We start from the raw sequence: 22,277 nt of genomic DNA on the forward strand, positions 1-22,277 counted from the left end.
GGCGGGGCCGATGATCGCAAAGCGGCACTATGCGGCACCGCAGCACTGGACCGCAACGGCTTCGGCTGGCAGGCTTCGTGGATATCCCACGGAGCCATCATGACCGCCTCCCTTCTGGCCGACCTCGCTGCGCGCCTGCCAGCCTTGCGCCTGCTCACCGAGCCCTCCGACCTGGAGCATTACGGGCGCGACTGGACCCGCCGCTGGACGCCGGCCCCACTGGGTATCGCGCTGCCAGCTAGCGTCGAAGAAGTGCAGGGCATCGTGCGCTGGGCCAATGAGAAGGGCGTGGCCCTGGTGCCCTCCGGCGGCCGCACCGGGTTGTCCGGCGGCGCTGTGGCGGCCAACGGGGAACTGGTGCTGAGCCTGGAGCGCATGAACCGCGTGCTCGGTTTCGATGCCGTCGACCGCACGCTCACGGTGCAGGCAGGCATCAGCCTGCAGGCCGTCCACGACGCAGCGCGCACGCATGACTTGATCTATCCGGTGGATTTCGCGGCGCGCGGCTCTTGCTCCATCGGCGGCAATATCGCTACCAATGCCGGCGGTATACGGGTCATCCGCTATGGCAATACGCGCGAGTGGATCGCCGGCCTGACCGTGGTGGCGGGTAATGGCGAGTTGCTCGAACTCAATCGCGGCTTGATCAAGAACTCCAGCGGTTACGACCTTCGCCAACTCATGATCGGCTCGGAAGGCACCCTGGGCATGGTGGTGGAGGCGACGCTGAAGCTGACCGATCCGCCGCCGCCTTCGCAGGTGATGCTGCTGGCGTTGCCGGACATGGCGGCGCTGATGCAAGTGTTTGCGCTATTTCGCGCAACGCTTCAATTGCAGGCTTTCGAGTTCTTCACCGACGTAGCGCTGCGGCACGTGCTGGCGCATGGCGCGCAGCGAGCCATCGATGGCGACTATCCGTACTACGTGGTCACCGAGTTCGATGCCAATGAAGAGGCAGCGCTGGCCGCGTTCGAACATGGCGCGGAGCATGGCTGGATCAGCGATGGTGTGATCGCCCAGAGCGAGGCCCAGGCCGCCGCTTTGTGGCGCTTGCGTGAAGGCATCACCGAAAGTCTGGCGCCGCATCGCCCCTACAAGAACGACATCTCGCTGCGCATCAGCGTACTGCCGGCGTTCCTGCAGGAAATCCAGGCGCTGCTGGCGCAGGAATATCCGCAGGCCGAGGTGGTGTGGTTCGGCCATATCGGCGACGGCAACCTGCATATCAACGTGCTCAAGCCCGAAGGGCTCAGCGATGCGGACTTTATCGCCCAGTGCGAGCACGTGACCAAGCTGCTGGCCGCGACGCTGCAGCGCCATGGCGGCAGCATCTCGGCGGAACATGGGATCGGGCTGGTGAAGAAGCCTTACCTCGGCAGTACGCGGAGCGAAGCGGAGATTGCGCTGATGCGTGGGGTGAAGGGAGTGTTCGATCCGAAGGGGTTGATGAATCCGGGGAAGGTGTTTTAGCTGCTTCTTTCATGATGCGGTATCGCAAGGGCTTACCCCCTCCCAGCCTCGCTCTGTCCCACGGGACTAGCTTCGCGTCGCAAGCAAGGGGAGGAGCTAAAAGCTTGCGACACCCTGCTCCCTCCCTTGCTCGCAGGGGAGGGTTGGGGAGGGGTAAGCCCTTGAGACAGCCCCCACCACACCCATGCTAGCCTTCGCGATTTCCACCGCCGCTTGAGGAGCCTCCCCCATGGCCCAGGACCGCCGCCCGCTGTACCCCGAGATCGAGCCGTTCGACAGCGGCATGCTCAAGGTCTCCGACCTGCACACGCTGTATTACGAGCAGAGCGGCAATCCGAATGGCAAGCCGGTGGTGTTTCTGCATGGCGGTCCCGGTGGCGGCACCAACCCGAAATGCCGGCGCTTCTTCGATCCGGCGGTGTACCGGATCGTGCTGTTCGATCAGCGCGGTTGCGGCAAGTCCACGCCGCATGCGGAATTGACCGACAACACCACCTGGCACCTCGTCAACGATATCGAGCGTGTGCGCGAACATCTGGGCATCGAGCGCTGGCAGGTGTTCGGCGGCTCGTGGGGTTCGACGCTATCGCTGGCCTATGCGCAGACCCATCCGGACAAGGTCACCGAGCTGGTGCTGCGCGGCATCTTCATGCTGCGCCGCTGGGAGCTGGAGTGGTTCTACCAGAAGGGCTGCGACGCGCTGTACCCGGATGCGTGGGAAACCTTCCTGCACGCGATCCCGGAGGCCGAGCGCGGCGATCTAATGAGTGCCTATCACCGCCGCCTCACCAGCAGCGATGCCAAGGTGCGTCTCGATGCGGCGCGTGCCTGGTCGGTGTGGGAAGGGGCGACCAGCTACCTCTATCAGGACCCGAATTTCATCGCTTCCAGTGGCGAGGAGGAGTTCGCGCTGGCGTTTGCGCGCATCGAATGCCATTACTTCGTCCACGGCGGCTTCTTCGAGCATGACGACCAGTTGCTGCGCAACGTCGATCGCATCCGCAAGATTCCGACAGTGATCGTGCAAGGCCGCTACGACGTGGTGTGCCCGATGCGAAGCGCGTGGGATCTGCACCGCGCCTGGCCGGAGGCCGATCTGCGTATCGTGCAGGATGCCGGTCATTCGGCTTTCGAACCGGGTATCACGTCGGAGCTGGTGGAAGCGACCGATCGTTTCCGCGGCTGAGTAGACCCTTAGCCATCCACGCTGGAATACCGACGTGGATGGCTTGCCTACGAACTGATGGTTTTCGGTAGCGACGCCACGGCACGCGAAAGTACGTGCAGGCCGAGATGGTCGCGTTTGGCGTGGCGTTTCGCACGAGCGGCAAGGGCAGCAATCGACTCGGCGCGTTGTGGCAGGGGCGGCGCGACTTGCACGGCGCCGATCACCACGGTCGTCAATGGAAATAACTGAGGCTCCCCGCGCCGATCCTTGCCGCGCAAACCGCCTCGCGCACGGTCGGCCGGATCGAACAAACCGGACGAGCGCAGCTTGAACGCCTCGACGATGTGCTGGCAGCGCGTGACCCAATCGCGGCTCTGAAACAGCACCACGAAATCGTCGCCACCGATGTGCCCGATGAAATCCAGCGTGGCATCGATCTGCTCGCTCAAGATGCAGGACAGCAATCGGATCATCTCGTCGCCACGGAAATAACCATAGCGGTCGTTGAAGGGTTTGAAGTCCGTTAGGTCCACGTGAGCGACGGCGAAGGCTTCGCTGCCGCAGAGCAGTCGCTCCAGATGTTCGGTGGTGGGAATGTTGCCGGGCAGAAAGGTAAGTGGATTGGCGTGTCGTGCCGCGTCGATACGCAGTTCGCTGACGCGGCGCACCAGCGACTCGCCGGTGCCCAGGCCGCGATACTGGCCGCCGCTGGTCACGATGAAGCCATCGCTGAGATAACGCTGGTCTTCGCCACGCAATACCTCGGCGAGGCTTTCCAGACTACGTTGTTCGTCGCACACCAGCGGGGAGTGGTGCATCAGCGCCGTGCAGGATTTGCGCGCCAGCAGCTCCCGCGCGAAAGGCTGTGCCATGCGTTCGTTGACGAGCCGCCGGTTGATGAGTCCGATCGGCCGGCCGTTCTGCACCACGGCAACGGCATGCAGCTCGGGACGGCTGACGAAGAGCGCCATCACGTCGTCGTTCGACTGCCGCGGGTGGACCGAGGGTGCTTCCATCATCAAATGCCCCACCTGGGTCGGTCGCTGGGTCACTGGACCGCGTGGGCGGGGCGGCACGGGCACGGCCGGTGCATACAGGGCTTGCCGCGCTTCGTCGCGCGGCTCCATCACGGGCTGGCTGGCGGGTCGTCCGATCAGAAAGCCCTGCGCATACGGAATACCCAGCTCGTGCATGATGCGCAGGTCGGCGGGATCTTCTACGCCTTCGCCGACAAGATCGGTGCCCAGTGTCTCGGCAACCTGGCACAGCGCACGAACGATGGCCAAGCGCTCGGCGCTGCGCGAAAGACCGTTGATGAGATAGCGGTCGATCTTGACCACGTCAGGGTGGATCTCATTCCACATCTCGAAGTTGGAGTGGCCGTTGCCGAAATCATCGAGTGCGATGCGCACGCCATGCGCCCGCAGGTAGCCAAGCGCGTGGGCGAGTTGCACGGGGCTATCGACCACGTCGCGCTCGGTCACTTCGATGGTGACGCGCGCCGGGTCCAAGCCCGAGACGGTCAAGGCGAAGAGCACATCGTCTGGTCGCATGCCGTCCTGCAAGATGGCCTGCGCGCTTAAGTTCACCAATAGCCGCCCCGAGCCTCCGTACGCGGCGAACGCGCCACAGAGCATGCGCGCGGCATGCAGTTCCACTTCAGCCAGCCGGCCCTCGGCACGTGCAATGTCGAGCAGGTCCAGTATCGAGAAAGGCGCTGGGGCGAAGGTGCAGCGGCTCAAGCCTTCATGCGCGACGATTTCGAAAGTATCCAATCGCACCAGCGGTTGGAATACCGGCACAAGACTGCCAGGCGCCAGTGCGCGACCAAGCAAATGGCGTCGTGAATCGTCACGGGGTGTCGGCAGGGACATGTGAGGCTGGATCTTGTCAGGCCGGGGCGGTGGTCGCCGGCCATTCGTCCCTGAGCGGGCTCGGCGAGATGGAGTTAGCTTCGAGTACATGGGGGGTCGACGGGTCGCCAGAGCAGCGCGGGAAGGCAGTTCGTTGCGCCAACGTGAGGCCTTCGAAGTAGGTGCGTGTCCGTTGAGATGAAGGTGCTTGGTCGGAATTCGTTTCTGCTTCAGCCATTTGATGGTTCTAAAGCGAGCATCGGCAAAATCGCACTGAATTGTGTCGCGCAGATGACTCTTGTGCTTTGGTCCACACAAAATCGCAGACCCCAAAAGCGAAAGCCCCGCCTGTTGCGAGGAGGGGCTTCCTTGGTGGATGCGTTGGATCGGTGTTGCGCAGAGGCGCCAACTCAGCCTGCGTGCAACTGCTTTGTGCCAAAGATCTTGTCGCCCGCATCGCCCAGGCCCGGCAGGATGTAGCCGTGCTCGTTGAGACGCTCGTCGATGGCCGCGGTGTAGATCTCGATATCCGGGTGCATCGCTTCGATGCGCTTGAGGCCTTCCGGTGCGGCGACCAGGAACAGTCCCTTGATGCGCTTGCAGCCGGCGGCCTTGAGCATGTCGACGGTGGCGACGAGCGTGCCGGCCGTGGCCAGCATCGGGTCGACGATCAGCGCGATGCGCTCGTCCATGCGGCCGGTGAGCTTCTCGTAGTAGGTGATTGGCTTGAGCGTTTCCTCGTCGCGCTGCAAACCGACCACGCTGACCTTGGCCGCCGGGATCAGGTCCAGCACGCCCGGCAGCATGCCAAGGCCTGCACGCAGGATCGGCACGATAGTGATCTTCTTGCCCTTGATCTGCCGCACCGTCAGCGGGCCAGCCCAGCCGTCGATGGGCTGTTCGATCGTTTCCAGATCCTTGGTGGCTTCGTAGGTGAGCAGGGCCGCCACTTCGGAAGCGAGCTCGCGAAATTCCTTGGTGCTGATGCCGGCGCGGCGCATCAGGCCGAGTTTGTGCTGGATCAGGGGGTGGCGGACTTCGACGATCTTCATGGGGGTTCCTGCGGGGCTGGATTTTCTGATTGTGGCGCAGGACAGGGGGCGGATGCTCGCGACACCGCCCCTACTTCGTCATTCCGGCGCAGGCCGGAATCCAGGGCGTTATCGCTTGGTTGTCGCATCTGCGTGCGCTGGCTCGCCTGCCGCGGGCTTCCGAACCGCTGCCGCGGTCCGGGTCACTTTCTCTTTGCTGGCCCACGCACCCGCAGGAGCGGGTGCGAACAGCGCAGCTGGCCCGAAGGGCGGAGGGCATGGATGCCCGGAGTAAAGAGAAAGTAACCAAAGAGAAATGGCCTGAGAGCAGGCGGTGTGCTCTGTAATTGCGCCTTTTCCAGTGTCAGGCGTTGGGATGACGTTCTCTTGCGTCGTTGTGCTTTCGCTTTTTCTCCCGCCCCAAACGCGCGAGGCGTCGTTCCCAGGAACGACGCCTCGCGGCAGCTTGAAGCTGATAAAGCGATTACGGATGGTTGCTCAAGCAGTCCTTCATAAAGGTCTTGCGAGCGTCGCCCTTCAACGCCTTGGTCTTGGCGTCAGCGTTACAGCTCTTCATCTTCTCCTGCTGCGTCTGCTTGGCGGTCGGCGCAGCAGCGGCGGGTTCGCCCTTCATGCAGGCGCTGACGGCGGCCTTGAACTCGGCCCCTTTCTTGCCCGCAGCCTGCTTGCTGCAATCGGACATGTGCTGCTGCGACGAGGTGAGTTCCTTCTTGGCCGGAGCGGCAGCCGTGGTGCTGGCAGCCTGCGGTGAGGCGAAGGCGGTAGTGGCAGCGAAAGCCAGGGCAGCGCTGGCGGCGATCAGGCTGAAACGCAAGGACATGGCGAAAACCCTCCTGAGATGACCGGCGAGTGCCGGCGTCGCAAGTCTATGCTGCCTTGCGACTTTAGCTAGAGGGGGAGGGCGTGTTCTGTGTATGCCCGATTCATCCTGCGACGGTCAGAGCCGTCGCAGGATGAGGTTGGCGTCAGGCTGCTTCGGCCTTGAGCTTGCGCGGCCCCTGCAACAGGGCCTGGCGCACGTTTGCCACCACCAGGTCGACCTCGGCGCTGGTGACGTTGAAGTGCGGGGTGAAGCGCAGCGAGTTGACGCCGCCATGGATCACGCCGACGCCGCGCTCGCGCATGTACTCCTCGGTGGAGCCCGCGCCGTAGCACTTGAACTCCGGCGACAGCTCGCAGGAGAACAGCAGGCCGGTGCCCTGCACTTTGGTGATCAGGCCGCCCAGCTCACTCTTCAGCGCGTTGAGCTTGTCGACGAATTCCTTGCCGCGCTCACGGATGTTGGTGCGCACCGCATCGGTAAGCTGATTCAACGTCGCCAGCGCCACGTCGAGCGCACGCGGGTTGGCCGTCATGGTGTTGCCGTAGATGCCCTTGCGATACAGCCCGGCGGCGCGCTCGCTGACGGCCAGCACCGACAGCGGATACTGGCCGGCGTTGAGCGCCTTGGAGAAGGTTTCCATGTCCGGCGCCGGCAGGTTCTCGAAGCCTGGGTAGTCGGTGATCGAGAGCACGCCGTGCGCACGCAGGCCAGCCTGGATCGAATCGACCAGCAGCATCGAACCGTGCGATTCGGTGAGCGCGCGCGCCGCCTTGTAGAACTCCGGCGTTACCGCGCGACCCGGGTCGCCTTCGCCCATCACCGGCTCCAGGAACATCGCCTCGATGAACCAGCCGTGCTTGTCGGCATCGGCGAAAGCCGCTTCCAGCTGCGCCACGTCGTAAGGCGCAACCGTAATCAGCGTGTCTTCGTGGCGATAGCTGGCCAGATGCTGCTGATAGGTCTTGCGGGTGGAGTCCGAATACAGCGCCGGTTTCTCGGTACGGCCGTGGAACGCACCCTTCACCGCAAGACGCTTGATGGTGCGGCCGGCATAGCGTGCGCCCGTGTCGGTCATCAGCTTGGCGTTGACGTCGGCAATGCGGCAAGCCAGCGACACCGACTCCGAACCCGAGTTGAGGCACAGATAACGCGCGTACGGATTGCCGCCGCGGTTGCGGCCGAGCTCGCGATCCAGCGCCTTGGCGAGGCGCATCTGCGACACGTTCGGCGTCATCACGTTGGCCATCACCTGCGGACGGCTCATCGCCTCGCGGATCGCTTCGTCGTTGTGACCGAAGCCGAGCATGCCGTAGCCGCCGTTGTCGTGAATCACCGCACCCTTGAGGGTGACCACCCACGGGCCGCGCGCGGCGGCGGGCAGGTAAGGGTTGATGCCGTCGTCCGGATAGAAATTGACGAAGCCGGCCTGTGCCTGCTTCATCTGTTCGGCTTCGTCGAGCTTGAGGAAGTCCGCAAGCTCGGCGCGCAGCGCGCGATGCTGCGCCACGGCCTCGCCGATCGCCTGGGCCAGTTGTGGATGGCTGGCGGCGAAGCGCTCGATAGTGGCGTCGTCCAGGCCGGTGGTTTGCGGCGCGCCGCCGAATTCGCGCAGTTCGCGCAGCTGATCGATCACACCCATCGGTAGTCTCCTCGCATCTGCCAGCGCCTCGCACCCAGCGCGAAGCAGGCCGGCTTTTAAAATAGTGCGCACGGTGGGCCTTCCCTCCGGCCCGCGGGCGAAACGCCCGGCCGCGCGGCCCCGTGGGCGGAAGCCGCTGACGCGCAGGGGCTCAGAATAACCTGAGGGTCAGAGGGGCGGTACCCCCTGCGCAGAATGGGTCCGAGCATCGCCAGGTGACGCATGTCATCCGTAACGGCTGATGCCGGCAACTACTGGTGCGGCGTGGTGCTGCGCAGAATGCCAAGCCAAGGAGGGAGGACCTATGACAAACACATCTGTACCTGTTGCACGCTTGGCTGCTGCCGTAAAGCGCTACGGAACATTGACCGCCGTTGACGGCCTGGATCTCATGTTGCACCGCGGCGAATTGCTCGCTTTGCTCGGCCCGAACGGCGCCGGCAAAAGCACCGCGATCAGCTTGCTGTTGGGCCTGGTACGTGCGGATGCCGGCAAGGTGGAACTGTTCGGGCAGGACCCGCAGCAGATCATGGCGCGCCGCCGCATCGGCGTGATGCTGCAATCCGCTACTTTGCCGCCCACGCTGCGCGTCGGCGAACTGATCCGACTCACTGCCAGCTATTACCCCGCGCCGCGCACCGTGCAGGAAAGCGCTGCATTGGCAGGCGTCACCGATTTGCTGCAGCGCCCCTATGCCAAATTGTCCGGCGGCCAGCAGCGCCGCGTGCAATTTGCGCTTGCACTATGCGGGCGGCCCGAACTGTTGTTTCTCGACGAACCCACCGTGGGTATGGATATCGAGGCGCGTCAGAAGCTGTGGGTAGCGATCCGTCATTTGATCGCTGAAGGCTGCAGCGTGGTGTTGACCACGCACTATCTGGAAGAGGCCGAAGCCTTGGCTGACCGCGTGTGCGTGATGGCGCGCGGCAAGGTGATAAGCCAAGGCACGGTTGATGATCTGCGCGCACGGGTGGCGCTGAAGCGCGTGCGCTGCATCACCACGCTCGACCTTGCCGCGGTATCCAGTTGGCCCGAAGTGGTCGAGGCGCGTCGCGAGGGTGAGCGCTTGTGGATGTCCACCGCGCACGCCGAAGCATTGGCGCGTCGGCTGCTGGATGCCGACGCCCAGCTGGCAGAGCTGGAAGTACAGCGTGCTGGTCTGGCCGAAGCGTTTACCGAACTCACCCGTGAAGCTGATCCATCCGCCGACGAACAACGCGAGGCTGCCTGATGAACGCCGTGATCTCGACTCTCGATACATCGCATGCTCATGTCGGCATGCCGACTCGCCGCGTGATCGGCGCCTATCTGCAGGAGGCGCGCTCGGAGTGCCTGCGCTATCTGCGCAGCCCTGGCTTCCTGATTCCCACGGTGATGTTGCCGACCGTGTTCTATCTGATGTTCGGCATCGTGCTAGGGCGGGCCAACGGTGCCGATGCGCCGCGTTACCTGCTTGCTGCGTACGGTACGTTTGGCGTGATGGCCCCGGGTCTGTTCGGTTTTGGTCTGGCGCTGGCGCTGGAACGCGACAACGGGCTGATGATGCTCAAGCGCGCGTTGCCGATGCCTCCGGGCGCCTATCTGCTTGGCAAGATGGCGATGGCGATCGTGGTGGCTGCGGTGGTTTCCGTGTTGCTGCTGTTGATGGCAACGCTGTTGGCCCACGTGCCGCTGACGGCATCGCAGATGCTGACGCTGTTCATCACCGACCTGTTCGGCGTGTTGCCGTTCTGTGCCATGGGTCTGCTGCTGGGCACGCTGATCAAGGGGCAGGGCGCACCCGGCGTGGTCAACCTGATCTACCTGCCGATGGCCTTTCTGTCGGGCTTGTGGGTTCCACTCGCCATGATGCCTAAGATCCTCCAGCAACTGGCACCGATCTGGCCGAGCTACCACCTCAGCCAACTGGCCTTGTCAGCCGTGGGACTGGGGCAGGGTATCGCCTGGCCGCACGTGGCGACCTTGCTGGCCTACACCGTCGGTTTCGTGATGCTGGCCGCACACCGCTTGCGCAGGCACGGTTGAAGTAGCATGCGGATCGAGCGGCCTTTGGGGAGATCGTGGTGATGCTCAACTTACTTCAGTCATGGCTCGTTCCTGCGCCGGATTCCCGCATTGCCGCCATCCAGCGGCAGGGCAAGTCGCCGAGGGTCGAAAGCGTGCATTTGTTGTGGTCGGCATGGGTGTTCATCACGCCGGCGCTGGGCGGTCAGTACGACTTGCGCTGGGCGCTGATCACCCTGGTCTCCTATCCACTGTTCATGCTGTTGTTCGCCAAGGTGATGCTGGCGCCGCGCCGCGTGGCGCCTTGGTATGCACTGACGCTTGCCACGCTGGGTATCGTGCTGTTGCCGTGGTATCCGAGTGGGGTCACCTATTTCGTCTATGGCTGCGTGTCGACGAGCCTCGCCAACTCGCGACGCTTCCTGCCCTTGTTCATGCGCTTGGCGGTGCTCAACGGCGTGTTCCTGCTGGTAGCGATGGCGGCGGGCTACCCGTGGCAGTCCATGGTGGCAGTGCCGTGCATGACCATCATTATCGGCACGGTGAGTCACGTCGAACGCATCGAGCACGAGAAGGACGCCGCGCTCAAGCTGTCGCAGGAAGAGGTGCGGCGCCTCGCCGCCACGGCGGAGCGCGAGCGCATTGGTCGCGACTTGCACGATCTGCTCGGCCATACGCTGTCGCTGATTACGCTCAAGTTGGAGCTATCGCGCAAGCTGTTCGATCGAGATACTGAAGCGGCGCGGCGCGAAGTGGCCGAGGCCGAGAAGGTGGCGCGGCACGCGCTGGCTGAGGTGCGTTCGGCGGTCACCGGCATTCGTGCCACCGATATCGCCGCCGAAATGGCGTCAGCGCGATTGCTGCTGGAATCGTCTGGCGTACATCTGGACTATGCGCCACCGCCTTCAGGTCTGCCGTTGGATATCGAGCGCGGCTTGTCCCTGATCATGCGCGAAGCCGTCACCAATATCGCGCGGCATGCGCAGGCCAGCCGGGCGCGTATCGAGCTGGGACGCGACGGCCACGTGTTGCGCCTGTGCATCAGCGACGATGGTCGTGGCGGCATTGTCGAAGACGGCAATGGTTTGTGCGGCATGCGCGAACGCGTGCGGGCGATCGGTGGCAACCTCAGCATCGAATCGTCGCGTGGGCGGGGTACGAACTTGCTGGTGACGGTGCCTTTGCCGCCATCGCGCGCCCAGCCGCTTGAGATTTCAATAGAGCCTCGCCGCAGTGAAGCGCAGGGCTCTTCCATTATGGAACCATCGAAGGACGCTGCATGATTCGTGTGTTGTTGGCCGAAGACCAGGCCATGGTGCGTGGCGCCTTGTCGGCGCTGCTCAATCTCGAGTCGGACATCGAGGTGCTCGGTTCCGCGGCGGATGGCGAAGCCGCCTGGCGCGAATTGCAGCGGTTGAAACCCGATGTGCTCGTCACCGATATCGAAATGCCTGGCCTGACCGGCCTGGAGTTGGCGCAGCGTATCCAGCGCCACGAATTGCCGATGAAGGTCATCATCGTGACCACCTTTGCACGCCCGGGTTTCCTGCGCCGCGCGCTCGATGCGGGCGTGTCTGGCTATCTGCTCAAGGATGCTCCGGCCGAAAATCTCGCGGAAGCATTGCGCATGGTTCACCGTGGTGGGCGATCGATCGATCCGCAGCTGGCATTGGAAGCATGGTCGGAGGCTGATCCTTTGAACGACCGTGAGCGTCAGGTGCTGCGCTTGGCCGGTGAGGGTCAGGCGGCCAGCGATATTGCCGTCCAGTTGAATCTCTCTCACGGCACTGTACGCAATTACCTTTCCGAAGCCATTGGCAAATTGGGAGCCACTAATCGCATCGAGGCTTATCGATTGGCGCGCCAGAAAGGGTGGTTGTAGGAATTATTCGTATTCGTTAAAAAATCGCTTGCATCGATAATCGCCATCTCGTAATGTTCGCAGCCTTCGCCATGGCCGGCGATTTCACTATGGAAACCATCATGCCGTACGTTCTCGACAACCCAGCTCTGCCGTCGCGCTTTCATCGCGATGCATTGCTGCGCGTGTGCGATGAACGACCCATGCACGGCAAAGGTTTTTCCTGATCGACTGATCCCGCTCGCGGAGATCGGTCACCCCGATCTCCCGAGGCAACGCGAACGCCCTCGGGTCGCCACACCCGGGGGCGTTTTGTTTCTGGCGTTCGCAAGGGAAGACCATGCATCGAAAAACGATGCTGAGTTCGATGATCGGAAGTTTTCTTCCGCCCTGAAGCATCCGGCTGCTTGCTGCAGTCGAGGCAGGGGCGCGACTGCAACCGGCGCATGTGCGCTGTGCTCTGATGCTTCGGCACGGGCGGTGCGGGTTATCGGATTTCATCATGTATTCGGGCGCTTGCGCCCACACAGGATTGCCGGTTGGCGACAGCCGGCAATACGCAGCATCTAGCGACGGATTCCAGCGGTACGGGTTCAAGCGCCCGTCCGGTGCGCACGGCATTGCCGCAGCGTATGCCAGGGTTCGCACGAGGGTGTTGCAGTATGACGTTAGCTCAGTCGGGTAGAGCAGCGGCTTCGATGCCGTTGGCCGCCGGTTCAACTCCGGCACGTCAGCCATTGGATAGCTCAAGTGGTTAGAGCATCGGTCTAATAAACCGAGTGTCGCGGGTTCGACTCCCGCTCCAAACATGACCTCAAACGTCATGACCCGGGAACGAAAGTTCCCTCCCAGGAAGCGCCCTGTGTGGCGTCCGGTGTGTACGCCATGGAAGGCGACCGTTGGACAAGGCAGCGGGTGCGGTGATGGACCCTTGTCCCGAGTCGGGGCGGGTGGCGATCGGAGGGTATTGGATGCGGTTTGCCGCAGCGATGCCGGATGTTTGCCATCTCCCTCGGCAAGGCACTTGGGTTTCGTGCCGCAGGCGTCAAGGGGCGCTTCCGCCTTATTCGAGTTTTTCGATAGGAAAGCAACTCCGAATCGATTATCCCGCGAGGGAGAGGGCAGTGTGCTCTCGATTATCTCAAAGTGCTTGTTTGCGCGGCCCCGATCCGCCCTCGCGAATGGATTATCTGAAGCGGATCGAATCAAGGGATGAAAGGAGTATTCCCATGTTCTGGATCAAGCAAATCGTGATCGGCGACGGTGAGCGCGGTTTGCTGTACCGCAACCGTCAACTGCAGCGCGTCCTGTCCGCAGGCGTGTACCGTTACTTCGACCCGTTCGGGCGCACCGCGGTCGTCTTGCACAACGTGTCGCGCGCCGAATACGCCGGCGCCGACGCCGAAGTGCTGATGGCACAGATGGGTGCCGGGCTGGCCGCGCACTTTCTGGTGGCCGACGTCAGCACGCGCCAGGTAGGCCTGGTGTTGAAGAACGGCAAGCTGGAGGACGTGCTGGCGCCGGGTACGCGCAAGCTGTACTGGAAGGATTTGGTGCAGGTTGAACTGCGCTTGGTGTCGCTGGCAGACACGCTGGAACTGGAGGCCGATGTCGCTGGCCGTCTTCGCCAGCTCGGCGTGCTGACCAAGGTCGCCGTGACGGTGGACGTGCCGGTGGAGTCGGCGGGTCTGTTGTTTGTCGACAGCAAGCTGGTGCGTACGCTGGCGCCGGGCTCCTACGCCTTCTGGAACTTCCAGAAGAACGTGGCCGCCGAGGTGATCGAGCTGCGCGTGCAGTCGCTGGAGGTTTCGGGTCAGGAGCTGTTGACCCGCGACAAGGTGAGCCTGCGCGTGAACCTGGCCGCCAGCCTGCGAGTGACCGATCCGGTGGCCGCGCGCACCAAGGTGGCCAAGTACAGCGATTACCTGTATCGCGAGCTGCAGTACGGCCTGCGCAAGGCGGTTTCCGCCAAGACGCTGGACGAATTGCTCGGCGACAAGGCGTCGCTGGACGCGGACATCTTCGCCTATGTGTATGGCCGCGTCGGTGAGCTGGGTTTGGAAGTGCTCGGCGTGGGCGTGAAGGACGTGATCCTGCCGGGTGAGATGAAAGACATCTTGAACAGCGTGGTGCAGGCGGAGAAGGCGGCCCAGGCCAACGTGATCCGTCGTCGCGAGGAGGCGAACGCCACACGTTCCCTGCTCAACACGGCCCGCCTGATCGAGGAGAGCCCGGTGTTGATGCGGCTCAAGGAGCTGGAGGCGTTGGAGAAAGTCACCGAGAAGATCGACAAGCTGACTGTGTTTGGCGGCCTGGATAGCGTGCTGACCCAGCTGGTTACCATAGCCAAGCAATAACAGCGGAAAGAGTAAAAAGGACGATGCGGCGGACGGAATCGCCGCATCGACACAACAAGGATTGATGAGATGAACACAAACACCCCATACGAACTTTTGCACGCTGAGGGCACGGCCACCCCGATCAAGGGCTGGGTGCACGGCGTGCCGCTGGAAGAGCAAGCGCACCGGCAGCTGCAGAACATGGCGGCCTTGCCGTTCGTCGGTCCGTGGGTCGCGGTGATGCCGGACGTGCATCTGGGCAAGGGCGCCACGGTGGGTTCGGTGGTGCCGACGCGCGGGGCGATCATCCCCGCCGCGGTCGGCGTCGACATCGGCTGTGGCATGGCCGCGGTGCGTACCACGCTTACCGCCAGCGATTTGCCGGACAACCTCGCGCAACTGCGTTCAAGCATCGAACGCGGCGTACCGATAGGCAACGGGCCGGGCGGTGATCATCGTCGTCTGCCGGACGGCATCGACACGCGCCTGGTGCAGTCCAGGCTGATCGAGCGGCTGGAACGGATCAAGGCCAAGCATCGCCAGATCCGCACCGACAAGATCGACCGGCAGCTGGGCACACTGGGCGGCGGCAATCACTTCATTGAAATCTGTCTCGACGAGGCGGATGCGGTGTGGGTGATGCTGCACTCCGGCTCGCGCGGCACGGGCAACCTGATCGGCAGCTACTTCATCGAGCGTGCGCGCCGGGAACTAGCGCATCGTGTGCTCGGCTTCCACCTGCCGGACAAGGATCTGGCCTTCTTCATGGAAGGCGAAACCTTGTTCGACGATTACGTGGAAGCCGTGTCCTGGGCCCAGGACTACGCGCGCCACAACCGCGAGGCGATGATGACGCGGGTGCTGGGCGAGATGCGTCACCGCTTGCCGAAGTTCCAGCTCGACAAGACAGCGGTGAACTGCCATCACAACTATGTGCAGCGCGAGACGCATTTCGGCGAATCGTTGCTGGTGACGCGCAAGGGTGCAGTCAGTGCCCGCGAAGGCGAGCTGGGCATCATCCCTGGCAGCATGGGCACCAAGAGCTACATCGTGCGCGGCAAGGGCAACGCCGATAGCTTCCACAGCTGCAGTCACGGCGCCGGTCGTGTGATGAGCCGTACCGCGGCGAGGCACAACATCACGCTGAGCCAGCACCGCGAGGCGACCGCTCATGTGGAATGCCGCAAGGATGCTGGCGTGATCGACGAATCGCCCGCTGCCTACAAGTCGATCGATGCGGTGATGGCCGCGCAGTCTGACCTGGTGGACGTGGTCCATACCCTGCGCCAAGTGTTGTGTGTGAAGGGCTGATGTCCGGCTTTTCATCGCCATCCAACGCCGCTCCTTGGGGCGGCGTTTTTTTTATGGGGCCGGGCGTCTGGCTAGAATGCCCGTCGTTGGCGGTTTCGGTGGGAGATGCACGTTGCGCAGAGTCATGATGGCTCGCTGGATTCCGTTGCTGCTGGGCATGTGCCTGGCAGCCTGCCATTCCGCGACGACACCTCTCGATCACGATGCCTATGTCTGGCAGCGGCAATGGAATACCTCCGTTGTCTTCGCGCTGAATCAGTCGGCCGATCTTGTGCGCGACTGGCGCGTGCTGGCTGCGCAGACCGATGCGCGCGGACAGCTTCGCCTCATGGCGGTCGATCGCGCGGCTCTAGCGGCGACCCATCGGCCGGTGATCCTGGTCATTCGCATCGAGGGGCAGCTGGCGCAGTGGGATGAGGATGCACTGGTCGCGCAGATACTGGCGTTGCGTGACGCATGGAAGGGTTCGGCGCTAGTCGGTATCGAGATCGATCACGATGGCGGCACGGCACGCTTGCCGGCCTACGCGCATTTTCTTGCCCGATTGAAACCGGCGCTTGGCAAGCTGCCTCTATCGATTACGGCATTGCCGGCGTGGTTGTCTTCGGGCGACCTCGACCAGGTGATCGCACAGGTCGACGAGGTGGTGTTGCAGGTGCATGCAGTGCAGTCGCCCCGTGCCGGTTTGTTCGACAAGGCCTTGGCGCGCGTATGGGTCGATCGCTTCGCTGCCCGCAGTACGAAACCCTTCCGTGTCGCATTGCCCACCTACGGCACGCGGGTGGCCTGGGATAGCGATGGGCGCTTGCTTGCCGTGCAAAGCGAGGCGCCGGTCTTGGCAGGTGGCATGGAGGCCAGTGAGTTGGTAGCGCAGCCGGGGGAAGTGGCGAAGCTGCTGACCTCATTGCGCAACGATCCGCCGCGTGGTTTGTCGGGCATCGTCTGGTTCCGTCTGCCGACGCCGCAGGACGAGCGCGCCTGGAGTCTGCCGACCTGGCGCGCGGTGGTGACGGGCGCGGCATTGACGAACCAGGTGACCGCCTTCTTCCAGGGCGGTGCCACACCCGGGGCGGCCGATGTGATCCTGCGCAACGATGGCGATATCGATGCCAGTTTGCCGCGCAGTATCCAACTGCCAGCGGGGTGCACCGTAGCCGACGGCGTCAATGGCTACGTGCTCGGATTCCGCAGCGGCCAGCGCTATCTGCAGCGAGCGCAGGATGGTTGGCTGCACGGCCATCGCCAGCGCGCAGTGGGCTGGGTGCGTTGCGATGCTGCGAGCGGGCAACCCACCATGGTTCCCTGACTATTCCGCTGTAACGGTTTTCCCCTCATCATTGCGCATTGCGGAGCCGCTGAAGGGGATGGAGTTCCATGGATAAGCGTCAATGGATGGTGGCCGGTGTCATCGCCGGCATCGCCGTGGCGACGGTTTGGGCCTGTGGTCCGAACTTTCCCAACCAGCTGCTCGACCATCGCGAAGGCACGCTGAAGGCCACGCCGCAGAACAGTTTCGCCTTTGAAGCCAGCCATCTGCTGCTGCCTACCGATGCGCTGCAGGCAAGCGAGTCGGACACGCCGCCGAGCCCGAACGACCCGGCTGCCATGGCCAAGGCGCAGGGCCTGTCGCCGGAACAATGGGCGCGGGTGGTGAAACTGCGTGAAGCCGGCGATGGCAAAACGGCTTTCGAGGATGGCAAGGATCTGCCCGACGACCTGCGTTGGTACACGGCAGGAGCGGTGGATTTCACCCTGGCGAACCTGTCCTGCGAGGGCAGCGACGAAGCAGTCGACAAGGCGCGGGGCGAGCGTTGCGAAGGTTCCATGGACGAGGTGATGAATCGAGCCGTCGCCAGCTTCGAGAAGGTGCTCGCGCTGCCACCGGAAAAGGCACGGTTGCGCTCGGTCTGGGCGGCCTACATGCTGGGTCGCATCCATGCGGAACGGGCTGGTGTGCAATCGAATAACGCCGAGGCATTCAAGCGCGAGCGTGATGCGGCGGCAAAGGCTTTCGAGCTGGCCCGCACGCACGCTGTGGAGGGAGCCGGCGACACGCAGGGCCTGGCGGTGGCCAGCTTTGGTGAAGAAGCGCGCCTCCATCTGTATACCGGCGGACGTCAGTGCGGCTGGAACGAGATGTCGAGCACCAGCGATGACTGCGGCCATAGCCTGGCGGCGTCGGACCTCAAGCACGCTATGACGTTGTATGCCGCTCAAGCGGGGCATGGTTCGCGCGGCGCGGTGCAGTCGCTTTCGGTGATGGCATCGATAGCGCTGGACGATGACAAGCGCGCGGTCGAGCTAATCGATAACCCCGTGTCGCAACAGCTGTTGGTCGCTTACGCGCTGGCGCGGATGGGCGATGAAGTCACGGAGTCCGCGGCGGGCGCAGCGCAGGTAGCCAAGCCCAACCCGCGGTTGGTGGCCCTGGTATCGGCCATCGAGCAGCGTGGGCTGGACCACGTGGCCGGCGCCGATCGACTCGCCGCATTGGCCTATAGCCTCGGCCGTTACGACCTTGCGGCCAAGTTGGTGGACAAGGCGTCCGGTCCGCTGGCGAGCTGGGTGCGCGCCAAGCTTGCCCTGCAGAAAGGCGATCTCGCGGCGGCCACTGCTGCCTACGCTGATGCGGCGAAGGCATTCCCCAAGGCTAACGATCCGAAGGCGAGCATCGAAGCCACCAATGTGCAGCTGATGGTCGGCGAGCAGGGTGTGCTGGCGCTGGCCCGCGGTGAGTACGTGGAGGCGATGGGACGGCTGTACGACGCAGCGAACGCCGTGGGTGGCAGCGGCAACGTTTATAACGAGGATGAGAGCAGTGGCGAGGGGTATGGCAACGATGCGGCCTATGTCGCCGAGCGTGTATTGACCCTCGACGAGTTGAAAGCCTTTGTCGATGCGCATGCGCCGGCATCGCCCGCTCCCGCGCCTGCCCACGCCACGTCGACAGCGCCCGAGCCTTACTACGGCCGCCCGCCGCTGGCCGACAATCTGCGCTGGCTGCTCGCGCGGCGCTTGATGCGGGCCGGTCGCTATGACGACGCCCAGAGCTATTTCCCGGTGAGCGGGGACCGTCGCTTTGGTGGGGTGGACTTGCGCGCCAAGGCACGCGAGTACGCCAACGCCTTGCATGACGGTGAACATGCCTGGACCGGTATCGGCAAGGCCGAGGGGCGTTACGCCGCGGCGGTGATCGAGCGCGAGCAAGGCATGGAGCTGTTCGGCTACGAGCAGGGGCCTGACTACACCGACATCGGCGGCAGCTTTCAGGGAGGCAGCGGTCACTCGGCCGACGATCTGAAGCAGGCTCTGGTCACCGACGGCGAACGCCAACGCTATGCGGAAAGCGGCGCCAAGCCTGATCTACGCTTCCACTATCGCTATCTTGCTTCCGACCGCGCCGCCAGCGCGGCCGACCTGCTGCCCCAGCGCTCGCAGGCTTTCGCGGCGGTGTTGTGCCATGCGACCGGCTGGATGCTGGAGGGGCCGCCTGATTACAGCGATCACTATCAGGGCTACGGCGAGCCGGCGCCGGATGAGCCATCGGAGCGCAAACAGAGATCGACGGCGCTCTATCAGCGTTACGTGAAGCAAGGGCCGCATGTGGACTGGGCGGCGCATTTCGGCCGCGACTGCGAAGAACCTGACTTCGACAGGGCACGGGCGATGCAGCGACACCAGTATGTGGTGCGGGCGAAACACATGGTGCGTCATGGCTGGCCGCTCGAAATCGGCGGGCTGGCGCTGGTCGTTGGCGGGCTCGTCTTTTGGCGTACGCGCAGGCGCAAAAGTAAGGCGGCAGGTTGAGGTGCCTGGGGATGCGGGATAATGTCCCGTTTCCCAGGCCGAGCCGACCGTTGAAGAAGTCCGATTTCGATTTTGACCTGCCGCCGGAGCTGATCGCGCAGGCGCCCCTGGCCGAACGCACGGCCAGCCGCCTGCTGTTGCTGGACGTGGACGCTCAGTCGCTGCAGGACCGGATGTTCCGTGACCTGCCTTCGCTGCTGCGTGCCGGCGACCTGCTCGTGTTCAACGACACGCGTGTGCTGCCCGCGCGTCTCTATGGGCGCAAGGAAAGCGGCGGCGCGGTGGAGATTCTGATCGAACGCGTCACCGGCGCGCACGAAGCCACGGTGCAGTTGGGTGTAAGCAAGAAGCCGAAAGAGGGAGGGCGCATCGAGTTGGCCGATGGCAGCCATGCGGTAGTGCTCGGTCGCGATGACGCGTTCTTTCGCCTCCGTTTCGAATCACCCGATCCCTTGGAGCGTCTGCTGCTGCGACTCGGCGAGATGCCGCTACCGCCGTATATCGAACGCCATGCCGATGCGAGCGATCTGGAGCGCTACCAGACCGTGTTCGCCCGCGAACCTGGCGCCGTCGCCGCGCCCACCGCCGGCCTGCATTTCGACGAGACCATGCTGGCGCAGCTGCGCGAGATGGGCGTGGAATTCGGCTACGTGACCTTGCATGTCGGCGCCGGCACCTTCCAGCCAGTGCGCACGGATGACATCAAGGATCACCAGATGCATCGCGAGTGGCTGAATGTCGGTGCCAGTCTGGTGGAGCAGATTCGCCGCACGCGTGCGAAGGGTGGTCGCGTGATCGCCGTGGGCACCACGGTAGTGCGCGCTTTGGAAAGCGCAAGCCGAGAAGGCGAGTTGCAGCCGTTCGCTGGGGAGACTCAGATATTCATCTTCCCGGGCTATCGCTTCAGCAGCATCGACGGCCTGATCACCAACTTCCATTTACCGCAGTCGACTTTGTTGATGCTGGTGTCGGCGTTGGCGGGGCGGGAGTTTGTGCTGGAGGCGTATCGCCATGCCGTGGAGCAGCGATATCGGTTCTTCTCCTATGGCGATGCAATGATGATTTTGCCGCGAGAGGCTTGAGGCTCTTTGCATTCTCGTCTGCTATTCCAGCGCAGGTCAGGTGCGGCCTACACGCTGCTTTTGCTCTGCGCTCTTTGCTCTTGATCTCCGGGTCCCCTGTGTAGCGGTGAGGGCTGGACGATCAGGCCCGCAGGGGCATGGGCACGGATGCCCATGCCTCCCGACAGGACACCAAACGTCGTGTCGAAAAGCCCGGCCAGCCCTCACGGACCCGCAGGCGAAGCCGGAGGGCGCGTAACCGGGGTGGTCTTTCTCTTGGTTACTTCTCTTGACTCCGGGCATCCATGCCCTCCGCCCTTCGGGCCAGCTGCGCTGTTCGCCATCGCTCCTGCTCAGGCGTGACCAAACAAAGAGAAGTGACCCGGCCTCCGGCAGGAGGACGGAAGCCCGCGGCAGGCGAGCCAGGGCAGGCAATCGCGACAACCGAGCGATAACGCCGCCGGATGACCAGCTTCGCTGTTGTAAAGCGCCTCCGGCCTACGCCGGAATGACGAAGTAGAAGCGGTATCGCGAGCACCCACCCCTCACCCCAACCCTCTCCCCGGCGGGGAGAGGGAGCAGAAGCATGCTCATGCACGCGTTGAGTTGTGCACAAGAGACAGGGCCTGCGCCGGCGTGACGAAGCAGAAAGGGCGTCGCGAGCAGCCACATCCCGAAACACGCGATAATCCCCTCTATGACTTCCCTGCAATTCGACATCTCCGCCACCGACGGCGCGGCCCGACGTGGTCGCCTTACCTTTGCCCGCGGCACGGTGGAAACGCCTGCGTTCATGCCGGTGGGCACCTATGGCTCGGTCAAGGCCATGACCCCGCGCGACATCAAGGACATCGGCGCGGAGATCATCCTCGGCAACACGTTTCACTTGTTTCTGCGCCCCGGTCTGGAGATCGTCGAGCAGTTCGGTGGGCTGCATAAGTTCATAGGTTGGGACAAACCCATCCTCACCGACTCCGGCGGCTTCCAGGTGTTCTCGCTGGCACATAAGCGCAAGATCACCGAGGAGGGCGTGACCTTCGCTTCGCCGGTGGATGGCTCGAAGGTGTTCCTGTCGCCGGAAGAGTCGATGCGGATTCAGAAGACGCTGGATTCGGACGTGGCGATGATCTTCGACGAATGCACGCCGTATCCGGCGACGGAGAAGGTGGCTTCGACTTCGATGGAGTTGAGCCTGCGGTGGGCCGAGCGCTCGCGCCGTGCTTTCGATGACTTGAAGAACCCGAACTCGCTGTTCGGCATCGTGCAGGGCAGCGTGTACGAGAACCTGCGCCGCCGTTCGGCGGAGGGCCTGGTGAACATCGGCTTCGACGGCTATGCCGTAGGCGGCCTGGCGGTAGGTGAGCCGGAAGCGGAGCGCAACCACACGTTGGATTTCACCGTGCCGCTGTTGCCGCAGGACAAACCGCGTTACCTGATGGGTGTGGGGCGCCCGGAGGACATTGTGGAAGCGGTGCGCCGTGGCATCGATATGTTCGATTGCGTCATGCCGACCCGCAATGCGCGCAACGGCTTCCTGTTCATCGACGAAGGCACGCTGCGCATCCGCAACGCCAAATTCGCCATGGACACCCGGGTGATCGAGGAGGGCTGCGACTGCTACGCCTGCAGCAACGGTTTCAGTCGCGCCTACCTGCGGCACCTGGATCGCTGCAACGAAATCCTCGGCAGCCAGTTGGCCACCATGCATAACCTGCGGCATTACCAGCGGTTGATGGCAGGTTTGCGCGGGGCCATCGCTGCCGGTTCGCTGGACGACTTCGTGGCCGAGTTCTACGCCAAAAGGCAGCGCATCGAGGCTTGAAGCCTCTGTAGGAGCCCACCCTGTGGGCGACCGGGCTCTGTGAAGCAGGGCCCGGTCGCCCACAGGG

Annotated in this window: 17 protein-coding genes and 1 tRNA gene; 14 read left to right on the forward strand and 4 right to left on the reverse strand. The window is 63.6% G+C overall.

The window, feature by feature from the left end; genetic code table 11:
• Positions 1–99: 99 nt before the first annotated feature.
• Complete coding sequence (locus OUZ45_RS10015) at positions 100–1,470, forward strand: FAD-binding oxidoreductase (protein WP_266169885.1); 1,371 nt, start codon at positions 100–102, stop codon at positions 1,468–1,470.
• 229 nt (positions 1,471–1,699) lie between these two features.
• A complete protein-coding gene (pip, locus tag OUZ45_RS10020) occupies positions 1,700–2,656 on the forward strand; it encodes a prolyl aminopeptidase (RefSeq protein WP_266169886.1) in 957 nt (318 codons plus the stop codon).
• Between the two features lie 47 nt (positions 2,657–2,703).
• Here the strand turns inward: pip and OUZ45_RS10025 are convergent, their stop codons facing one another.
• From OUZ45_RS10025 to OUZ45_RS10040, 4 genes are all read right to left on the reverse strand, one after another.
• Positions 2,704–4,512 (reverse strand): EAL domain-containing protein, encoded by a 1,809-nt coding sequence (locus OUZ45_RS10025; RefSeq protein WP_266169887.1) that lies wholly within the window; start codon positions 4,510–4,512, stop codon positions 2,704–2,706.
• Between the two features lie 389 nt (positions 4,513–4,901).
• Entirely contained in the window at positions 4,902–5,543 is a 642-nt protein-coding gene (upp, locus tag OUZ45_RS10030) for a uracil phosphoribosyltransferase (protein WP_266169888.1), read from the reverse strand.
• 463 nt (positions 5,544–6,006) lie between these two features.
• On the reverse strand, positions 6,007–6,363 hold the full coding sequence (locus OUZ45_RS10035; RefSeq protein ID WP_266169889.1) for a PsiF family protein: 357 nt from the start codon (positions 6,361–6,363) through the stop codon (positions 6,007–6,009).
• A 145-nt stretch (positions 6,364–6,508) separates the two neighbouring features.
• A complete protein-coding gene (locus OUZ45_RS10040) occupies positions 6,509–8,005 on the reverse strand; it encodes an aminotransferase class III-fold pyridoxal phosphate-dependent enzyme (RefSeq protein WP_266169890.1) in 1,497 nt (498 codons plus the stop codon).
• A 304-nt stretch (positions 8,006–8,309) separates the two neighbouring features.
• Here OUZ45_RS10040 and OUZ45_RS10045 point away from each other — a divergent pair, with 304 nt between their 5' ends.
• The 12 genes from OUZ45_RS10045 to tgt all read left to right on the forward strand — a co-directional run bounded on the left by OUZ45_RS10045 (position 8,310) and on the right by tgt (position 22,210).
• Positions 8,310–9,236, forward strand: a complete 927-nt coding sequence (locus tag OUZ45_RS10045) for an ABC transporter ATP-binding protein (RefSeq protein WP_266169891.1) — start codon at positions 8,310–8,312, stop codon at positions 9,234–9,236.
• Positions 9,236–10,030 (forward strand): ABC transporter permease, encoded by a 795-nt coding sequence (locus tag OUZ45_RS10050; RefSeq protein ID WP_266169892.1) that lies wholly within the window; start codon positions 9,236–9,238, stop codon positions 10,028–10,030. The genes OUZ45_RS10045 and OUZ45_RS10050 overlap by 1 nt, the downstream gene beginning before the upstream one ends.
• A 41-nt stretch (positions 10,031–10,071) precedes the next feature.
• Positions 10,072–11,292 carry a sensor histidine kinase gene (locus OUZ45_RS10055; protein WP_266169893.1) on the forward strand — a complete coding sequence of 407 codons (1,221 nt, stop codon included), beginning with the start codon at positions 10,072–10,074 and terminating at the stop codon, positions 11,290–11,292.
• Complete coding sequence (locus OUZ45_RS10060) at positions 11,289–11,891, forward strand: response regulator transcription factor (protein ID WP_266169894.1); 603 nt, start codon at positions 11,289–11,291, stop codon at positions 11,889–11,891. The genes OUZ45_RS10055 and OUZ45_RS10060 overlap by 4 nt, the downstream gene beginning before the upstream one ends.
• 71 nt (positions 11,892–11,962) lie before the next feature.
• Positions 11,963–12,097 (forward strand): hypothetical protein, encoded by a 135-nt coding sequence (locus OUZ45_RS10065; RefSeq protein ID WP_266169895.1) that lies wholly within the window; start codon positions 11,963–11,965, stop codon positions 12,095–12,097.
• A 436-nt stretch (positions 12,098–12,533) separates the two neighbouring features.
• Positions 12,534–12,607, forward strand: a tRNA-OTHER gene (locus OUZ45_RS10070).
• Between the two features lie 492 nt (positions 12,608–13,099).
• Positions 13,100–14,227: a slipin family protein gene (locus tag OUZ45_RS10075; RefSeq protein WP_266169896.1), complete on the forward strand. Its 1,128-nt coding sequence runs from the start codon at positions 13,100–13,102 to the stop codon at positions 14,225–14,227.
• 69 nt (positions 14,228–14,296) lie between these two features.
• Positions 14,297–15,520 carry an RtcB family protein gene (locus OUZ45_RS10080; protein WP_266169897.1) on the forward strand — a complete coding sequence of 408 codons (1,224 nt, stop codon included), beginning with the start codon at positions 14,297–14,299 and terminating at the stop codon, positions 15,518–15,520.
• A 124-nt stretch (positions 15,521–15,644) separates the two neighbouring features.
• Positions 15,645–16,826 (forward strand): DUF3142 domain-containing protein, encoded by a 1,182-nt coding sequence (locus OUZ45_RS10085; protein ID WP_266169898.1) that lies wholly within the window; start codon positions 15,645–15,647, stop codon positions 16,824–16,826.
• Between the two features lie 68 nt (positions 16,827–16,894).
• Positions 16,895–19,327 (forward strand): hypothetical protein, encoded by a 2,433-nt coding sequence (locus OUZ45_RS10090; protein ID WP_266169899.1) that lies wholly within the window; start codon positions 16,895–16,897, stop codon positions 19,325–19,327.
• A 50-nt stretch (positions 19,328–19,377) separates the two neighbouring features.
• Positions 19,378–20,409, forward strand: coding sequence for a tRNA preQ1(34) S-adenosylmethionine ribosyltransferase-isomerase QueA (gene queA, locus OUZ45_RS10095; RefSeq protein ID WP_266169900.1), 1,032 nt, complete (start codon positions 19,378–19,380; stop codon positions 20,407–20,409).
• Between the two features lie 676 nt (positions 20,410–21,085).
• Positions 21,086–22,210 (forward strand): tRNA guanosine(34) transglycosylase Tgt, encoded by a 1,125-nt coding sequence (gene tgt / locus OUZ45_RS10100; protein WP_266169901.1) that lies wholly within the window; start codon positions 21,086–21,088, stop codon positions 22,208–22,210.
• The last annotated feature ends 67 nt before the right edge of the window (positions 22,211–22,277 follow it).

Origin of the sequence: Dyella subtropica (genome assembly GCF_026283965.1) — a bacterium.
Classification (GTDB): Bacteria; Pseudomonadota; Gammaproteobacteria; order Xanthomonadales; family Rhodanobacteraceae; genus Dyella_D; species Dyella_D subtropica.

Bases quoted from the DNA above. Each gene is read 5' to 3' on its own strand.
- OUZ45_RS10015 (WP_266169885.1), top strand. From the start codon at position 100: ATGACCGCCTCCCTTCTGGCCGACCTCGCTGCGCGCCTGCCAGCCTTG.
- pip (WP_266169886.1), top strand. From the start codon at position 1,700: ATGGCCCAGGACCGCCGCCCGCTGTACCCCGAGATCGAGCCGTTCGAC.
- OUZ45_RS10025 (WP_266169887.1), bottom strand. From the start codon at position 4,512: ATGTCCCTGCCGACACCCCGTGACGATTCACGACGCCATTTGCTTGGT.
- upp (WP_266169888.1), bottom strand. From the start codon at position 5,543: ATGAAGATCGTCGAAGTCCGCCACCCCCTGATCCAGCACAAACTCGGC.
- OUZ45_RS10035 (WP_266169889.1), bottom strand. From the start codon at position 6,363: ATGTCCTTGCGTTTCAGCCTGATCGCCGCCAGCGCTGCCCTGGCTTTC.
- OUZ45_RS10040 (WP_266169890.1), bottom strand. From the start codon at position 8,005: ATGGGTGTGATCGATCAGCTGCGCGAACTGCGCGAATTCGGCGGCGCG.
- OUZ45_RS10045 (WP_266169891.1), top strand. From the start codon at position 8,310: ATGACAAACACATCTGTACCTGTTGCACGCTTGGCTGCTGCCGTAAAG.
- OUZ45_RS10050 (WP_266169892.1), top strand. From the start codon at position 9,236: ATGAACGCCGTGATCTCGACTCTCGATACATCGCATGCTCATGTCGGC.
- OUZ45_RS10055 (WP_266169893.1), top strand. From the start codon at position 10,072: ATGCTCAACTTACTTCAGTCATGGCTCGTTCCTGCGCCGGATTCCCGC.
- OUZ45_RS10060 (WP_266169894.1), top strand. From the start codon at position 11,289: ATGATTCGTGTGTTGTTGGCCGAAGACCAGGCCATGGTGCGTGGCGCC.
- OUZ45_RS10065 (WP_266169895.1), top strand. From the start codon at position 11,963: ATGGCCGGCGATTTCACTATGGAAACCATCATGCCGTACGTTCTCGAC.
- OUZ45_RS10075 (WP_266169896.1), top strand. From the start codon at position 13,100: ATGTTCTGGATCAAGCAAATCGTGATCGGCGACGGTGAGCGCGGTTTG.
- OUZ45_RS10080 (WP_266169897.1), top strand. From the start codon at position 14,297: ATGAACACAAACACCCCATACGAACTTTTGCACGCTGAGGGCACGGCC.
- OUZ45_RS10085 (WP_266169898.1), top strand. From the start codon at position 15,645: ATGATGGCTCGCTGGATTCCGTTGCTGCTGGGCATGTGCCTGGCAGCC.
- OUZ45_RS10090 (WP_266169899.1), top strand. From the start codon at position 16,895: ATGGATAAGCGTCAATGGATGGTGGCCGGTGTCATCGCCGGCATCGCC.
- tgt (WP_266169901.1), top strand. From the start codon at position 21,086: ATGACTTCCCTGCAATTCGACATCTCCGCCACCGACGGCGCGGCCCGA.